17 protein-coding genes are annotated in these 15741 nt (G+C 65.2%); 11 read left to right on the top strand and 6 right to left on the bottom strand.

Annotated elements, in window-relative coordinates; translation table 11 throughout:
* Window positions 1-288: 288 nt before the first annotated feature.
* The 10 genes from GOPIP_RS26845 to GOPIP_RS26800 all read left to right on the top strand — a co-directional run bounded on the left by GOPIP_RS26845 (window position 289) and on the right by GOPIP_RS26800 (window position 10872).
* A complete protein-coding gene (locus tag GOPIP_RS26845; protein ID WP_006373041.1) occupies window positions 289-1158 on the top strand; it encodes an SDR family NAD(P)-dependent oxidoreductase in 870 nt (289 codons plus the stop codon).
* 1 nt (window position 1159) lies between these two features.
* On the top strand, window positions 1160-1414 hold the full coding sequence (locus GOPIP_RS26840; RefSeq protein WP_006373040.1) for a ferredoxin: 255 nt from the start codon (window positions 1160-1162) through the stop codon (window positions 1412-1414).
* Window positions 1411-2640 (top strand): cytochrome P450, encoded by a 1230-nt coding sequence (locus GOPIP_RS26835; RefSeq protein WP_006373039.1) that lies wholly within the window; start codon window positions 1411-1413, stop codon window positions 2638-2640. Before GOPIP_RS26840 ends, GOPIP_RS26835 begins: the two co-directional genes overlap by 4 nt.
* A 215-nt stretch (window positions 2641-2855) precedes the next feature.
* Complete coding sequence (locus tag GOPIP_RS26830) at window positions 2856-4037, top strand: aromatic ring-hydroxylating oxygenase subunit alpha (RefSeq protein ID WP_006373038.1); 1182 nt, start codon at window positions 2856-2858, stop codon at window positions 4035-4037.
* 15 nt (window positions 4038-4052) lie between these two features.
* On the top strand, window positions 4053-4985 hold the full coding sequence (locus GOPIP_RS26825; RefSeq protein ID WP_006373037.1) for an N-acetyltransferase: 933 nt from the start codon (window positions 4053-4055) through the stop codon (window positions 4983-4985).
* A gap of 109 nt (window positions 4986-5094) precedes the next feature.
* On the top strand, window positions 5095-6615 hold the full coding sequence (locus tag GOPIP_RS26820) for a class I adenylate-forming enzyme family protein (protein WP_006373036.1): 1521 nt from the start codon (window positions 5095-5097) through the stop codon (window positions 6613-6615).
* A 105-nt stretch (window positions 6616-6720) separates the two neighbouring features.
* Complete coding sequence (locus GOPIP_RS26815; protein WP_006373035.1) at window positions 6721-7398, top strand: TetR/AcrR family transcriptional regulator; 678 nt, start codon at window positions 6721-6723, stop codon at window positions 7396-7398.
* 89 nt (window positions 7399-7487) lie between these two features.
* The gene (locus tag GOPIP_RS26810) at window positions 7488-8036 is read left to right on the top strand and encodes a TetR/AcrR family transcriptional regulator (RefSeq protein ID WP_085949138.1); all 549 of its coding nucleotides are present in this window, start codon (window positions 7488-7490) and stop codon (window positions 8034-8036) included.
* Between the two features lie 310 nt (window positions 8037-8346).
* Window positions 8347-9105, top strand: a complete 759-nt coding sequence (locus GOPIP_RS26805) for a response regulator transcription factor (RefSeq protein WP_244421234.1) — start codon at window positions 8347-8349, stop codon at window positions 9103-9105.
* 3 nt (window positions 9106-9108) lie between these two features.
* Complete coding sequence (locus tag GOPIP_RS26800; RefSeq protein ID WP_006373031.1) at window positions 9109-10872, top strand: sensor histidine kinase; 1764 nt, start codon at window positions 9109-9111, stop codon at window positions 10870-10872.
* Here GOPIP_RS26800 and GOPIP_RS29660 read toward each other — a convergent pair.
* Both GOPIP_RS29660 and GOPIP_RS26795 read right to left on the bottom strand, forming a co-directional pair.
* A complete protein-coding gene (locus GOPIP_RS29660) occupies window positions 10772-11380 on the bottom strand; it encodes an AMP-binding enzyme (RefSeq protein WP_006373029.1) in 609 nt (202 codons plus the stop codon). The genes GOPIP_RS26800 and GOPIP_RS29660 overlap by 101 nt on opposite strands.
* 25 nt (window positions 11381-11405) lie before the next feature.
* Entirely contained in the window at window positions 11406-12794 is a 1389-nt protein-coding gene (locus GOPIP_RS26795) for an AMP-binding protein (RefSeq protein WP_006373028.1), read from the bottom strand.
* Window positions 12795-12951: 157 nt separating this feature from the next.
* Here GOPIP_RS26795 and GOPIP_RS26790 point away from each other — a divergent pair, with 157 nt between their 5' ends.
* Window positions 12952-13941, top strand: coding sequence for an LLM class flavin-dependent oxidoreductase (locus GOPIP_RS26790; protein WP_006373027.1), 990 nt, complete (start codon window positions 12952-12954; stop codon window positions 13939-13941).
* On the opposite strand, the gene GOPIP_RS26785 is transcribed toward GOPIP_RS26790, so the two are convergent.
* From GOPIP_RS26785 to GOPIP_RS26775, 4 genes are read right to left on the bottom strand one after another with little or no spacing between them, the layout of a single operon-like run.
* Window positions 13928-14365 carry a TIGR03668 family PPOX class F420-dependent oxidoreductase gene (locus tag GOPIP_RS26785; protein WP_006373026.1) on the bottom strand — a complete coding sequence of 146 codons (438 nt, stop codon included), beginning with the start codon at window positions 14363-14365 and terminating at the stop codon, window positions 13928-13930. The genes GOPIP_RS26790 and GOPIP_RS26785 overlap by 14 nt on opposite strands.
* 60 nt (window positions 14366-14425) lie before the next feature.
* The gene (locus tag GOPIP_RS26780) at window positions 14426-15019 is read right to left on the bottom strand and encodes a TIGR03086 family metal-binding protein (RefSeq protein ID WP_006373025.1); all 594 of its coding nucleotides are present in this window, start codon (window positions 15017-15019) and stop codon (window positions 14426-14428) included.
* Complete coding sequence (locus tag GOPIP_RS28535) at window positions 15016-15423, bottom strand: DUF5615 family PIN-like protein (RefSeq protein WP_081482573.1); 408 nt, start codon at window positions 15421-15423, stop codon at window positions 15016-15018. Before GOPIP_RS28535 ends, GOPIP_RS26780 begins: the two co-directional genes overlap by 4 nt.
* Complete coding sequence (locus GOPIP_RS26775; RefSeq protein WP_006373023.1) at window positions 15420-15650, bottom strand: DUF433 domain-containing protein; 231 nt, start codon at window positions 15648-15650, stop codon at window positions 15420-15422. The genes GOPIP_RS28535 and GOPIP_RS26775 overlap by 4 nt, the downstream gene beginning before the upstream one ends.
* Window positions 15651-15741 lie beyond the last annotated feature (91 nt).

Here is a 15741-nt window from a genome sequence, read left to right as displayed (position 1 = left end):
CCGACGCACCGTAGCGATACGGCTGCGCAACCCCTCCGACCCGGTCGGCCGTGACAGCACGTCCCCTGTCACGGCCGGCCGTTTCCATTTATGCACGCTCGGGGTTGGCTCTCGGCGAAACACAGATCCGCGCAACGACATACGCGATTCCAAGCTGCTGACAAATGTCGCTTGACGTCTCATGTAAAACCGCCTACATTCGAACGCAGGGTGGCGCGCGTCACAGCCGATACCGCGGACGTCACTGCTCTACCCGCTCGTCCGTTCTCGAAACAAAGGATTCCCACGATGAAACTCGAAGGAAAAGTCGCGCTTATCACCGGTGCCGGCTCGGGGCTGGGACGCCAGTCCTCCCAACTCTTCTCGGCCGAGGGAGCTCGGATCGCCGTCGTCGACATCGACGGTGACCGTGCCGAACAGACCGCCAAGCTGGTCGAGCAGCAGGGTGGCGAAGCGATCGCGATCACCGCGGATGTGGCCCAGAAGGATCAGATCGTGGCCGCCGTCAACGAGACCGTGGAGAAGTTCGGCAAGCTCGACATCGCCTGGGCCAACGCCGGAATCGTCTCGCGCGGAGGCGTTCCCACCGTCGCCGGTGGCGAGAGCGTGCTCTTCGAGGATCTGACCGAACAGGACTGGCAGCACGTCCTCGGGGTCAACCTCACCGGCGTCATCTACACCGCGCAGGCGGCCGTGCCGGCGCTCAAGGCCAATGGTGGTGGCACCATCCTGGCCACCTCGTCGGCGGCGTCGCTGGTGGCCTACCACGACATCGCGCTCTACAGCGCCACCAAGGCCGGCGTCAACGGCTTCGTCCGCGGCCTGAGCCTGGACCTCGGTCCGTACGGAATCCGGGTGAACGCCTTGGCGCCCACCCACGGCATGTCACCCAACTTCCTGATGCCGCCCGGATCGCCCGTCGTGGGTCAGTCCTACGAGGAGGTCGCCGGTCCGTGGGATCCCTACGTGTCGCCGATCCCGTTGAAGCTCAACCGTCCTCCGTCACTGCTCGACAATGCGAAGGTCGCATTGTTCCTCGCCTCCGATGATTCGGCCTACATCTCGGGTGCGACGATCGGCTCCACCGACGGCGGAACGCTCAACCGCGTGGGCATGTGGTTCGAAGAAGACCTGAACCAGAAGAACCCGAACGCCTGAGATGGCCGTGACAGCCACGCATTCGCAGACCCTGGTGGTCGATCGCAGTGCCTGCGCCGGACACGGACTGTGTTACGGCGCCGCGCCCGAACTGATCGATTGTGACGACCAGGGCGACCCGATCGTCCCGGATCGCGCGCTCACCGATGCAGAAGTGGTTCAGGCCGCCGAAGCGGTCGGACTGTGCCCGGAGCGTGCGCTGACCCTGACCGACGTCGCGAACCCCACCGACAACAGCCCCGAGGAGCAGTCATGACGACAGCGCAACGATCGCGAGAGGACGTGACCGTCGACTTCGACGTGTACGCACCCGATCTCGCCACACCCGTGGATGTCTTCCAGGAGAAGGCGGCCGAGTTGGCCGCCAAGGGACCCGTGGTCTATTCGACCGCATACGGGGGCCACTGGATCGTCACGCGTTATCAGGAGATCCACGAGGTGCTCCGCGATGCGGAGACATTCTCCAGCTACCCCAACAATCTGGTGACCAACGAGGCATTCGGGAAGTTCATCCCGATCGAACTCGATCCGCCCGAGCACACCGGATATCGCAAGGCTCTACAGCCCCTGTTCGGTCCCGCCCGGATGAAGAAGTTGTCCGACGACATCCGTGAGGTCGTCAACGACCTGCTCGACGGATTCGCCGACAAGGGTGAGACCGAATACGTCGAGTCGTTCGCCCACGAGTTGCCGGCCCGGATCTTCCTGGCACTCATGGACTGGCCGGTGTCGGACGCACCACTGTTCACCGACGCCACCAATGTGGTGCTGTTCGGCAAACCCGGTGGAACCGAACAGGAATCGTTGGAGGCGCGCGCGATCGCGGGCATGCAGATGCTCGGGTACTTCCAGAAGATGGTCGACGAACGGCGCGCCGATCCCGGCGACGACATCACCTCGCAGCTCATCCACACCGAGGTCGAGATGGAAGACGGGCTGCGCCTGCTCACCGACGAAGAACTGAACCGCATGTTCTTCCTGTTGCTCGTCGCCGGACTCCACACCGTCCAGGGATCGTTGGCCTGGGCGATCGTGCACCTGGTCAACAATCCCGAACAGCGGCGCGAGATCATCGAGGACCCGGCGATGATCCCGACCGCGGTGGAAGAGATCCTGCGGATCGAGGCCGCCGTCGTCCCCGGCCGTCGCGCGACGCGGGACACCACCTTGGGCGGCATGCAGATCAAGGAAGGCGAACAGCTGATCCTGATGTTGTGCTCGGCGAATCGGGATTCCTCGGAGTTCGAGGACCCCGACGATCTCGACATCGCCCGTCGCCCCAATCGGCATCTGTCCTTCGGTGGCGGCCCGCACCGCTGCCTGGGATCGCATCTTGCGCGAATCGAGCTGACGATCGCGCTCGAGGAGATCCATCGTCGGATTCCCGATTACGAGCTGGTGGAATCCGATCCGCCGATCTTCCACTCCAGTCAGGTGCGTGGCTGCGTGCGGATGCCGATCCGGTTCACCCCGCAGAGCTGACCGGCACCGGATGACGGGTCGCCGGCCTTATCACCCGGGTGTCGTCACGCTGCGGGTCGGTATCACCCAGCGTGCGCACGCCCTGCGGCCGGCGACCTCGCCATCAGGCACCATCCTTGCCCCATAAACCTTCTTGTTGTAGGTTTAGGTGACTGCGGGACGACACCGTTCACCCGTCCCGTCCGGCCTACGACAGCCCTTTCGGAGGACCTGCCATGACTACTTCGCTTCCGCGCCAGGATCGCATCCGGCGTGCGCTCGAGTTGCTGCGCAACGAGACGACGGACAAGTTCGAGGAGATCATCGCGTTCGAGCCCGATGAGTTCACCGACCCCGTCCTGGCCAAGGAGGAGCGCGACTACATCTTCGGCCGGGTGCCCTCGATTGTGGCCCACAGTTCGGAGCTGGCCAAGGCGCACGACTTCATGACCGTGCAGATGCCGCGCAACAACCTCATCGTCGTGCGGCAGAAGGACGGCAGTGTGCGCTCGTTCGTCAACCTGTGCCGCCATCGTGGTGCGATGCTCGAGGAGCGCGAGAAGGGCCGGTGCCGGATCTTCTCCTGTGGATACCACCGGTGGTCCTACGATCCCGACGGCAAGCTACGAACGATCACCCGCGATTCGACCTTCGGTGACATCGACCGCAGTGAGCACGGGCTCATCGAGATCCCCACCGAGGAGCGGCACGGATTCATCTGGGTCGTCGACAACGCCAAGGCGCAGATCGACGTCGCCGACTGGCTCGGTCCCGAGATCGACGGCATCCTGTCGGAGTATCGCCTCGAGGATTCGGTGTGCTTCCGCGCGGCGGGATTCGACGAGCCGACCAACTGGAAGATCATGCAGGACGCGTTCCTGGACGGTTACCACATCCAGTACGCGCACCCGAACACCGCAGGCAAGATCATCCACACCAACGTGATGGCGTTCGAGGACTTCGGTCGCCACTGCCGGTTCATCGCGCCGCGCAAGTCGATCGACAGGTTCCTCGAGGAGGATCCGGGTGATGCCAATCTCGACAAATACGTCACCGAGACGCATTTCCTGCTCCCCAACAGCACGCTGTTGCGACAGCCGGATCACTTCCAGCTGTTGACCTTCCGGCCACACCCGAGCGATCCGACGAAGTCCCGGATGGAGCAGCGACTGATCGTCCCGACGATCGAGGACAGCGGTATGCCGCCGGAGAAGTGGGATCGGTTGTGGAACAAGAACTGGGAGATCCTGCTCGCGGTACTGCACAACGAGGACTTCCCGCTGCTGCGCCATTCGCAGGTCGGCATGGGTAGTGCTGATGCAGGGGATATGCTGCTGGGCCGCAACGAGATCGCCAATCAGGTGTTCCGCCGTGAAACGAAGAAGCTGGTCGCGCAGGGTCGCGCCGACAACGCATAGCCGGTCGGTGCGACGATGATCAAGTACGAATGGCGTGACGGTTTCGACGAGTCGGAGGCCGCCGAACTCCGTGGACTCCTCGAGCGGGCCGCCGCCTACGATGCCGAGCCCGAGTACAACACCATCGATCCCGACGACGTGCTGGCACGGACGGCCGAGCCGGATCACGTTCGCAATCTGGTCATCTGGATGCTTCCGCGCCCCAATACGCTCGACGGTCCACCGGACCCGGAACGGATCGCCGGGATGATCCGCTTCGTGGATCGGGGCGAACAGTGGTGGGACGCAACCGTCGTCATCGATCCGGACCTCCGGTCCATCGGGATCATGACCTTGCTGCTGGAACAGGCCGGGCTGAACCTGGCCGCCGAGGAAGGATGGCTCGGGAGCGGTATCCATCGGGTCCAGGCGTGGGCGCGGGGGAACCATCCGGCGTCCGGGCGGATCGGCGATCGCAATCTCATCCCGCGCACCCGGCGCGTGTGGAAACTGATCCGGCCGCATGACGGCACCGAGTCCGAACGGTCGCTCGACGCACTGTCGGTCGAAGATGCCCCCGACGTGCTCGTCTATGCCGATCGATTGGAGTCCGGTGGCCAGGCCGCCGAAGCCCGCGCATTGGCCGGAACCCTCGGCGGCGACGGCATCCAGCGGCAGGTGTTGGCCCTGCGTAAGGACGGGCAGATCTGCGGCCTCGTCGATCTCGGCCTCGTCGCACTCGACTCCGAGGAATACGGGCGGTGTGCACCGGTGCGTCATCTGTCGACACAGACACGCGATCGAGCCGAGATCACCGCCGTGCTGCTCGGTGCGGCGTCGGTGGCGTCGAACGCGGGGCTCCACGCGATCCAGATCCACGTCGAATCCACCGACGACGACCTCGTCGGGGTATGCCGACTCCTCGGATTCCAGCACGATCGGACCGACGTGCGTTACGAATTGCGCTGACCCAGAGCGGGATCAGCGAAAACCGTGTCCGAATTATCCTAATGGCTTTAGACTACGTCCAGCCCGTCCACACCCCGGTCACCCGCCGGGCGGAAGCAGAGAGACTCACATGACCGCGACAATCGGAGCAGCCCTCGACTGGTGGGCGCGAACCAAGGGGGATGCCACCGCGCTGGTGTTCACCGAGTCCGAGCTGAACTATCGCCAACTCCGCGACTGGACGAGCCGGGTGGCCCGTGCGCTCGTCCACGATCATGGGATATCCCGCGGTGATCGGGTCGGTGTCCTGGGCCCGAACGCGCTCGAATGGCCGGTGGCCGCACTCTCCGTGCTGAAGGCCGGTGGTGTGCTCGTCCCGCTGAACAGCCGATACAAGCCGGCCGAACTGCGCAAGATCGCCGACGACGCAGGTATCGGACTCGTGATCGTTGCACCCGGTTTCGAGCAGCTCGCCGAGGACACCGCGGCGATCGGCGAATCCTTCGACGTCGTCGGGTACGACGAGCTGCAGCGGTTGCGGTCGGGCGAGGCGGACCGGTTCCGCGTCGACCTCGAGCCGGAGGAACCGACCACCGTGCTGTTCACCAGCGGATCGACCGGCCTGTCCAAAGGGGTCATCCTGACCAACCGGACGCTGTTGTCGATCGTGCTGGAGAACACCCTGACCGAGGAGGGATTCCGGCCCGGCGCAACGACTTTGCTGGTGCTGCCACTGGCGTTCACTCCCGGTCTGGTCTACGGACTGCTCATCACCACCGTGCTGGGCGGGAAGCTGATCATCGAGCCCGAACTGAACCCGAGCAACGCCGTGGCGCTGTTGGAGAAGCACTCGGTCAACGCCATCTTCGGTGTGCCGTTGATCTTCGAAGCGCTCTCGCGTGCACCGGAATTCGCGACTGCCGACCTCTCCTCGATCAAGACCGCGATCGTCGGTGGCGCGGCAGTCCCCACCGATCTGCTCACGCGTTGGTCGGACAAGGGTGTGCTGCTGCGTCAGATCTACGGGATGACCGAGGCCGGCGGCGTGGCGACCGCGACGATCCGCTCCGAGGCACTCGAGTTCCCGGACCGGTGTGGCACCGGGTCCATCTTCACCGAGGTCACGGTCTTCAACGACGACGGTGAACCCGCGCAACCCGGTGAGGAGGGCGAACTCGTCGTCCGTGGGCCAGGGGTCACGCCCGGGTACTGGAACGACGAGGCGGCCACGGCCGCTGCCCTTCGGAACGGCTGGCTGCACAGCGGGGATCTGGGCGTGATGGATTCCGACGGCCGGGTGAAGTTCGTCGACCGCCTCAAGGACCTGATCATCTCCGGCGGGATCAACATCTCGCCGGTGGAACTCGAGATGGCGATCATGGCGATCGACGGCGTCGAGGAGGTCGCGGTCATCGCCGCCCACGACGACCGGTTCGGTGAGACCCCGGCAGCCATCGTCACCGTCTCCAACGACGTCGATGCCCAGGCGATCGTCGCGCACTGCGAGAAGGTGCTGGCCGACTTCAAGGTGCCCCGATACGTCGTCGTCCGCCAGGATCCGCTGCCGCGTCTGCCCAGCGGCAAGATCGCCAAGACCGTCATTCGCGACGAGTACAAGGACGTCGACACCAGGTTCTCCAAGGTGCGTTGATCGGCGCCCCTCTCACCCCATCGGGGGTGCGGGGAGTGTGCAGACATTCGACAGGTTGCGTCTCTTGTATCGTGGAGGTTCGGATACCAGGGACGAAAGGCTGACGTGGCGCGCAGGAAGACGGGCAACGTCCTCAGCGAGGATGTGGACGAAGCCCGCAAGCAGATCATGGTCGCCGCCGAGCGTGTGTTCCAACGGTACGGTGTCGCCAAGACGACCATGGACGACATCGGCCGCGAGGCCGGGGTCTCGCGGCCCACCGTATACCGATACTTCGGGGACCGTGACAGCTTGATCGCGGCACTGATCGAACGCCGATCGCGGATGCTGTTCGTCAAGGCCCGCAAATTCCTCCTCGACATGCCGACCTTCTCCGAGCAGCTCGTCGAGGGCCTGATCTACCTGGTCGATCGCGGACGCAAGGATCCGTTGGTACGCATCCTGGTCAGTCCCGAACACATGCAGATGGCCGAACCGCTGGTCGGCAGTTCGGGACTCGCAGCCAGGCTCACCGCGGAGATGTGGGGACCGGTGATCGACCGGGCGATCGAGCGCGGTGAGATCCGCTCCGACCTCGACAAGGACAAGATCGCGGAATGGATTGCGCTGGTGCAATTCATCCTCGTCGGCCGGCTGGACTTCGATCGGCCCGACGACCCGGCACATCGTGAGATGCTGCGCAACTTCGTCCTGCCCGCCTTCGCGCCCGGAGCTGCGGTCGCCTCCGGTCCGGTCGCGTCCGGCGCACCCTCCTCCGACGCTGTCACCGAGGTCCGGTCCTGAGCGCGACCGGTTCCGGGGCTGCAGGGTCCGGGTCTGCAGGGTCCGGGTCTGGAGGATCCGGGACTGGGGTCGACGAGGTCGCCAACACCATCCTCGGCGCGGCCGAGATGTGTTTCGAGCGATTCGGCATCACCAAGACGACGATGGAAGATGTGGCCCGTGCCGCGAAGATGTCGCGCGCCACGGTGTACCGGCATTTCTCCGACCGGGAGAGTCTGATCATGGCCTCGGTGACCCGTCGCGCGCGGATGAACATCGAACCCGCACGGTCCTACATCGCGAACTGCCGGACACTCGAGGACAAGATCGTCGAGGGAATCGGCCACAATGTGCGCCGTGGTCGGCGTGATCCGATGGTGCATCTGCTCGTCTCGCCGGAGGAGATGACCCTCTCGACGCAACTGCTGTGGCGCTCGGGAACCGCCATCGACCTCACCTACGAACTCTGGGCTCCCATCCTCACCGAAGCGCAGATGCTCGGTGAGATGCGCAAGGACGTCGACGTGCGACTGCTCTGCGAGTGGATTGCCGAGATCGAGATCGCCTACATCAGCCAGACAGACGGTTCCGACGACGCACTGAAACGGTTGCAGGAGAAGGTGCGCCGATTCCTGGTGCCGTCGCTGATTCCGGAATGACCGCCCGAACCACCGACATCGCCACAGCACAGTGCCCGGACCGCTGGTCGGCGGTCCGGGCACGGTCTCTGTGAGAGCGACGGCCCCAGACAATGCGCCTCTCGGCAAACGGCCGCTCGAAGCGGCAAATGGGGTGGGGCCCGGGGCAGACTCTGGGACCGTCGATGGCATCAACGCCGGTGGAGGCGCGCGGTATTCCCGCTCGCGCCGAACCGACGCGGGTGTCGGTGCCCAGGATGCTGCGGGTTCCCATTCGACTGCTTTCCCGTTCTCACCGCACAGGCCGGTGCCGGCTGTTTAGTCTCGAAACGTGGACGATCCAGCGAGCGGTACGGCTTCGGCGCGGGTGATCGATACGGCGTCCGCGAAGCAGCGGATCCTCGTCGTCGATGACGACGACGGCATTCGCACCGTGGTCCGATGGCAGCTCTGCGATGCCGGATACGCGGTGGTGGAGGCCGACGACGGGGCATCGGCACTGCAGGTCATGTCTCGTGAGGTTCCGCTGCTGGTGGTACTGGACCTGTCGTTGCGGGCCGTGGGTGGGTTGGCGGTACTCGAGGCGATCCGCGCCGGATGTGCCGGGACGCCGCGTGATGTGCCGGTCATCATCCTCTCCGGGCGCAACGGTGAGTCCGATCGGATCGGTGGTTTGGACCTCGGTGCCGACGACTACCTGGTGAAACCCTTCTCTCCCGGTGAACTGGCTGCACGCGTCCGATCGTTGCTCCGCCGGGCCGGCCCGACGACGTCCGCGCCCGTGCTGCAGATCGGACAACTCGTGATCGACGTCGTCAGCCGTGAGGTGACCATCGGCGATGAGCGAGTCATGCTCACCGCCAAGGAGTTCGACCTCTTGGCGTTCCTCGCTCAGAATCCGCGTCAGGTGTTCACCCGCCACCAGTTGCTGGACTCGGTGTGGCAGACAGGGGAGTGGCTGGGAGAGCCGACCGTGACCGAGCATGTGCATCGGTTGCGCACCAAACTCCGACACGCGAGCACCGATTCACTCATCCGAACGGTGCGGGGTGTGGGGTATCAGTTCGATCCCACCTCCGGGCCGAGTTGATCGATGTCGGGGAGCCGGGTTCCGGGACCCGACGACGAACTGTCGCCGTCGGATTATCCGGTATTGGTGCAGCGGCAGGCCGAGGTCCTGGAGCTCGTCGCGGCCGACGCCCCGCTGTCGGAGACCCTGACCGCGATCATCGGTGCGCTCGAGGAGCTCATCCCGGGAGCGAGGTGCTCGGTCCTGCTCGTGGACGCCGAAGCATCCGTGCTACGACACGGTGCCGCACCGAGCCTCCCGACGTCCTATCTCGCCGCGATCGACGGCCTGCCGCCGGGGCCGCGCGCCGGGTCGTGCGGTACCGCCGCTCACCTCGGCATCCCGATCATCGCCGTCGATGTGCGCACCGACGAACGATGGGTCGACTATCGGCATGCCGCGGAGCAGGCCGGTCTCCGGTCGTGTTGGTCGTCACCGATCGCCGATCCGGCGGGGACAACGGTCGGAACCTTCGCCGTCTACCACGACACTCCGCATCATCCCGATGCGAGAGAAAGCTGTCTGGTCGACAGATTCACCTATCTCGCCTCGGTGGCCATCGAACACCGACGACTACTCGGCGATCTCATCGAGAGTGAAGAACTGTTCCGCCGGACCTTCGACGAGAATCCGGCGGGCCAGGCGCTGCTGGACCTCGACGGCACGATCGAGCGAGTGAACGCGGCATTCGTGGCGGTCAGTGGATACGAGCCAACCGAATTGATGGGCAGTGCACTGGATTCGGTGATCCCCGGGGGCCTCGTTTCCGCGGACGGGACGGAGCGGGAGCGCAGGTCGGCGAGTCGCGTCGCACGGCAGCACACGCATACGCGTCAGCAGCTGCAGTTGCATCGCAGGGATGGTGCTTCTCGGCCGGTCGAGACCTCGATCTCGGTTGTCCGAAGCCGAGACGGCCAACCGGCCAAGCTCGTCCTCAACCTCGTCGACCTCACCGAGCGACTGGCCGCGGAGTCGGAGCGAGCAGCGCGACTCGAGGCCGAAATCGCCAGGCAGACCGCGGAAGACCATGCCACCGCGAAGTCGGATCTGCTGGCGTCGGTCAGTCATGAGGTGCGCACACCGCTGCAGGCGATCACGGGCTTCACCGAGTTGCTCACCACGCTCGATCTCGATGCCGAGCGTCGCGGAGAAGCACTGTCGCGGATCAATGTCGCCGCGGACCATCTGCTGCGCGTCGTCACCGACGTCCTCGACATCAGTCGGGCCGAGGCGGGTGTGCTACCGCTGTCGGTCCAATCCGTGGACATCGCCGAGTCGCTGGATGAGATCCTGCCGATGTTGGCTGCGGCAGCAGCCGACCGGGGAGTCACGTGTGTGTCGGCGGTACCGTCCGGTGCCGTGGTGCTGGCCGATCGGGGGCGCCTGAATCAGGTGTTGCTCAACATCATCGGCAACGCCATCCGTTACGGCCGACGCGAGGGTGTCGTCGAGGTGCGCACAGCGACCACCGCCGAGTCGGTCATCATCGAGATCGTCGACGACGGATCGGGGATCCCCACCGATTACCTCCCGCGACTGTTCACACCGTTCGCCCGGGCACGTGACACCGAGGATGCCGGCGCGCCCGTCGGCGGTTACGGCCTGGGGCTGATGTTGACGCATGGACTGGTGCGCGCGATGGGCGGAACGGTCACCGGGGCCAACGCCGACACGGGCGGCGCGGTCTTCACCGTGGTGCTGCCGGTCGGTTCCACACGGCCCGCCGCTCGCTCGCAAACCGCGCATACCACCGCACGACGTCCGGATCGTCGACCGATGCGAGGTTGATCGCCTGCTCCAGCGAGCGTCCTGCGAGCAACTTCTTGACGGGCACCTCGAGCTTCTTGCCGTTGAGTGTGTGCGGTATGGCCGGCGCTGCGACGATCTCGTCGGGGACGTGGCGTGGCGACAATCGGTCACGCAACGTGTCGGCGATCTGATGTCGGAGCGTATCGGTGACGTCGAATCCGGTTGCGGGGACGACGAATATGCCCAGCCAGTAGCCGCCGTCGGCGGTATCGACGCCGACGACCAGGCTCTCGGAGACCGCCGCGATCCCGTCGAGGACATCGTAGAAATCGCTGCTGCCCAGGCGAACCCCGTGACGATTCAGTGTTGCGTCCGAGCGTCCATGGATTTCCACGCTTCCGTCGGAGTGCACCGTGGTCCAATCGCCGTGCCGCCACACGCCCGGCCACATGTCGAAGTAGGTGTTGAGATAGCGCGTGGCGTCGGGGTCGTTCCACAGATGAACCGGCATCGACGGCATCGGCGCGGTGACGACCAGCTCGCCCACCTCGCCGACAACGGGCGCGCCGTTGTCATCCCATGCGGCGCAGTCGACCCCGGCCAGGCGGCCGCCGATGCGGCCGACCCGAACGGGGGAGTATTCGTTCGACCCGACAAACGAACCGGCGATATCGGTTCCGCCACTGGTCGAGTCGATGTACCTCGGGTCCGATGGTGCGCATCAGCCAGTGATATCCCTCCGCGCCCAGTGCCGACCCGCTGACCATCACCTGCCGGATGTGGCTAAGGTCGAGGTCGTGGCGGGCGGCGGCCTCGCTGTGCATGGAGGCTGTCACGACTGCTGCACCGAGGAGCATCACGTCCGCGCGGGTCCGCGCCGCCACCTGCCACACCGCGCCGGACGGATGGCTCGGACTGCCTTCGTAGAGGACGATGCCCGCGCCCTGGGTGAGTGCGCCGAGCTGCATGTTCCACAGCGCCCATCCGGTGGAGGTGTAGGTGAACATGCGCTCGCCGGGTCGCACACCGCAATACAGACCGGACCATTTGAGGTTCTCGAGAGTGATGCCGCCGTGACCGTGGACGAGCCCCTTCGGTGAGCCGGTGGTGCCGGAGGTGAACAGAACCCACAGTGGGTGTGAGAATTCGACCTGCTCGAAGGTGAGCTCGCCCGGCTCGGCGAGGACATCGTCCCAGAGCACCGCGGTGTCGGTGTCGGGCGCGGGGAACACGTACGGCACGGTGATCACGTGTCGCACCGTCGGCAGGTCGATGCGCAGCTGGGCCACCACGTCGCGGCGATCGACCACCCGGCCGTTCCAGTGGTATCCATCGACGGTGATCAGCACCGTGGGCTCGAGCTGTGCGAGTCGGCCGACAGTGCCATCTGTGCCGAAATCGGGTGAGCAGCAGGACCATACAGCACCGACTGCTGCGCTGGCGAGAGCCGCGATCACCGCGTGTTCGGTATTGGGCAGGTAGGCGACAATTCGGTCGCCCACCCCAACCCCCTGACGCCGCAACCAGGTGGAGAAGGCGCCGACTGAGTGGCGGAGCTCGGCGAAACCGATCTCGTGGGCTGTCTGATCGCCTTCGTGTACGCACACGAGCGCGACGTCGTCGCCGGCTCCGCGGGACAACACCCGCTGAGCCCAGTTGAGGGTGGCGCCGGGAAACCAGCGGGTGAACGGCATGGGATCGGCGGTGCGAATGCGAGTCGGGCCGGTCGAGAACTCGACACCGAAGTACTCGACGATCGACGTCCAGAATCGGTCGAGGTCGGCGACCGACCAGTCCCAGAGGGCGTCGTGATCGGCGAACTGCAGCGACTCGCGGCGCTCCAGCCAGTCCAGGTAGGCACGCAGGGCGGAGCGTTCGATGCGCTCGGCCGACGGAGCCCACAGTACCCCTGCCTCATGCCCGGGTGGTGGCTCGGTGGAGCCGTCAGGCCGCTCATTCATGGCTCGAAGATAGTGTGGCGCAACGTCGGTGGAGGTGGACCCGCCACCTGTTGAGGATCTGTTGAGACAGCGTTGAGGGTGGGTTGAGCATTCGCCACTAGCGTCGCGGGTGTACCGCTGTTGCGACCACCGACCGCCAATGATCAGGAGCCGACCGATGAAGCTCGCTCTCTATCTCCCCAACTTCCGCGACGAGGTGACCGTCAAGGAGCTCGAAGACCTCACCGCGTTGGCCGAGGACCTCGATTTCGATTCGGTGTGGACCCTCGACCGCATCGTCGTGCCCGAGGCGTCCGACCGCGAAGAACTGGAGTATCCGTTCGGGATGATGGCCGATCTACCCAATGGGTTACCGGTCATCTCACGCGGCAAGTGGTTCCAGGGAATGCCGCTGATTCCGTGGCTGGCCGCCAAGACCAGCAAGGTGCGGATCGGTATGAGCATCATCGATACCCCGTACCGTTCGCCGGGCGTGCTGGCCGCCGAGCTCGCCACCCAGGACCATCTGTCCAACGGACGGCTCAACGTGGGCATCGGAAGTGGCTGGATGCCCGAGGAATTCGCTGCAGCCAGCGTCTCCCACCTGTTTCCGCGCCGGCACGGGCATGTGCGGGAAACGATCGAGATCATGCAGGGCATCTGGTCCAACGACCTGTTCGAGTACCACGGTGAGTTCGCCGACTTCCCGCTGTCGGGCTTCGGGCACAAGCCGATCCAGAAGCCCGGACCGCCGATCTACTTCTCCGGACTCAAGGACCCCAAGCGTTCGGCGCGTCGTATCGCCAAGTACGGACTGCAGGGCTGGATCGGAATCCAGGATTCGCCGGAGGACATCGCGAGGTGGAAGGGTGAGATAGGTCGAGAGCTCAACGAACTCGGACACGACTTCCCGGACGGTTTCGACATGTGCAGCATGATCTGGTTCGTGATCACCGACGAGCCGACCGACCAGACACCGGCGGGCAAGGCGTCCAATCTGCTTGCCGGAACCGCCCAGCAGATCGAGGACATCCTCAAGCGGTACCGGGACGCCGGCATGACGATGCCGCTGTTGTGGCCGCCGTTCCGGGATGTCCCGACCTCGAAGACGATGGACGATCTGAAGCGACTGACCGAAGAAATCATGCCCAAGGTCAACGCGGGCTGACGGCGCCGGTCTGCGCGGACCAGTGGTGCCAGCGCAGACCGGTCACGATGATCACCGCGCCGTGTGGGCGGTGCTCGCGATACTGCGGATACTTCCCCGCCAACGCGGTGATCGCCGTCGAGCCCTCCTCGGTGGCGGCGTCGACGACGACCGCGTGACCGTCCACCCGTACCCACCAGAGCTCCCCCCATTCGTCGGAGTAGTGATCGACGAGCACCGACACCCGGGGATTCTCCTCGATGTTCGCCAGGCGTCTGAGAGCTTGGGAGCGTTTGGGTTTGTGGTCGACGCAGGTGACGAGACGCTCGTCATCGAGTGCGAAGACGATGGGCACCAGATGCGGTGTGCCGTCGGCGCGCGCGGTGGCCAGACGAGCCACGCGCGCCGCGGCGAATGCCCGCACGTAGGCGTTGTCGAAGGACATGAGGTCTACGCTCGCACATTTTCGACGTGGCGGTGCGGATCGTCAGGCACGGCGTGATCATCAGGCACGCGTCCACGACTCGGACTCACGCCCCGACCAGTTCGCCAACCGTTCGGTGGCGCCCGCCTCGGGGCGGGGTTCGACGACGGCGTCGAACGGCACCTCGTCGTCGGCGCGGATCTCGGCCGGGATGAATTGCCGTGCGACCGCGAGTGTGGTCTCGGCAAGTGCCGGCTCGGTCTCGGCGTTCTGGCCGGTGGCCACGGCGAGGTCCCAGCCGTGGACCAGGGTTTCGTTGACATAGCCCCACAGCGCTCCGGCGCCGGGAACCTCGCCCCACGGAACCCGCACCGGTGCAACGAGTTTCGCGTCATCCGACCAGAGCGCCACGGCTTGGTCGGTCGCGTTGGTATAGGTGGCGGCATCGTGGTGTTCGTCGATGCTGGGTACGGCGAAAACATCGTCGCCGGCGGCGAGCGCGACCGACCGGTGGGCAGTGCCGTTGAGGTGTCGGGCGAGCATGCGGACGTCGAAGTCGTCACACGGTGTGGGGGAGTCGAGCTGATCATCGCGAACGTGGGCGAGCAGGTCGCCGACCCATTGGGTGGCCGCGGTGTAGTAGGGCCGGGGATCTGTGGGCTGGGTGTTGGTCATGACGGAGGTCCTTTCGGGTTCTTCGGGCTGGTGAGGACCAGTGAACCCGCGATACCTGACACCTTGTGTCGTGATTTTCTGACAGACTTCTCGCATGCGCGCCGAGCGGTTGTTGTCGGTCTGACCCGCCGCATACCGATGCCGGCCGGGGCAGTGACAGATGTCAGATGCGCAATCACTGCGGAGGTTACTGATCGTGGTGTGCCGCTGAGCAAATGGGTGTCGCGGAAGTCGCGGTCCTTGGTGATGACGGTGCGGTGTTCAAGGTCGGCTCGCCTGCAGATTTCTTGATCGGTTGTCCGATTGCCGTCGTCAAGATCTGATGAATGAATGGCCTCGTGCCCGGCTCGGTTCAGTAGGTCGGCCAGGCGTGCGGGCAACTGCGCGTCGACCAAGAACCTCACGCTGCGTCGAACGGAACTGGATGGCCACCTGCGGTGAGCGCGCCGAACTCAAGGGCGGCGACCAGATCTTGGGCCTCGAGGTCGGGATAGTCGGCGAGAATCTCTTCCCGGCTCATCCCAGACGCCAGGAGATCGAGAAGCATGGACACGGGGTAGCGCAGCCCCCGGATCACGGGCTGTCCGTGGCAGATCTCCGGATCGCTGACGACTCGTCCCAGTTCAGACATGGCACCAATGGTAACCGTCGTGGATCGCGCACACAGAGGCTCGCATGGATAGGACGATGGCAATAGCTGACACCTTCTGTCGTGATTTCCT

It is taken from the genome of Gordonia polyisoprenivorans NBRC 16320 = JCM 10675, from assembly GCF_000241325.1.
Lineage (GTDB): Bacteria > Actinomycetota > Actinomycetes > Mycobacteriales > Mycobacteriaceae > Gordonia > Gordonia polyisoprenivorans.
This window is presented reverse-complemented; position numbering and strand designations above follow the sequence as displayed.